Origin of the sequence: Pseudomonas frederiksbergensis (assembly GCF_003732275.1) — a bacterium.
Lineage (GTDB): Bacteria > Pseudomonadota > Gammaproteobacteria > Pseudomonadales > Pseudomonadaceae > Aquipseudomonas > Aquipseudomonas frederiksbergensis_H.
Genome location: NZ_MOBM01000039.1, coordinates 547,006 through 547,219 on the forward strand (window position 1 = coordinate 547,006; position 214 = coordinate 547,219).

General features: G+C 64.5%; 1 protein-coding gene. It reads left to right on the top strand.

Going from position 1 to position 214, the window contains the following annotated elements; genetic code table 11:
* Positions 1 to 214: VCBS domain-containing protein (locus BK662_RS36045; protein WP_259695972.1), on the top strand; the 214-nt coding region annotated here is incomplete at both ends.

Consider the following 214-nt stretch of genomic DNA (forward strand, 5'->3'; position numbering starts at 1 on the left):
ACAGCGTCACCGTCACGCCGGGCGCTTCCGGTTATCTGGGCAGCTTCACCACCGATCCACTGAGCGACAGCACCGGCACGGGCAGCGGCTCGCTGGGCTGGAACTTCGCGGTGAACAACACCGCGTTGCAGTTCCTCGGTGAAGGCCAGACCCTCACCCAGACCTATAACGTGGCGATCGGCGACGGCGCGGTGCAGACCGTGACTATCACGAT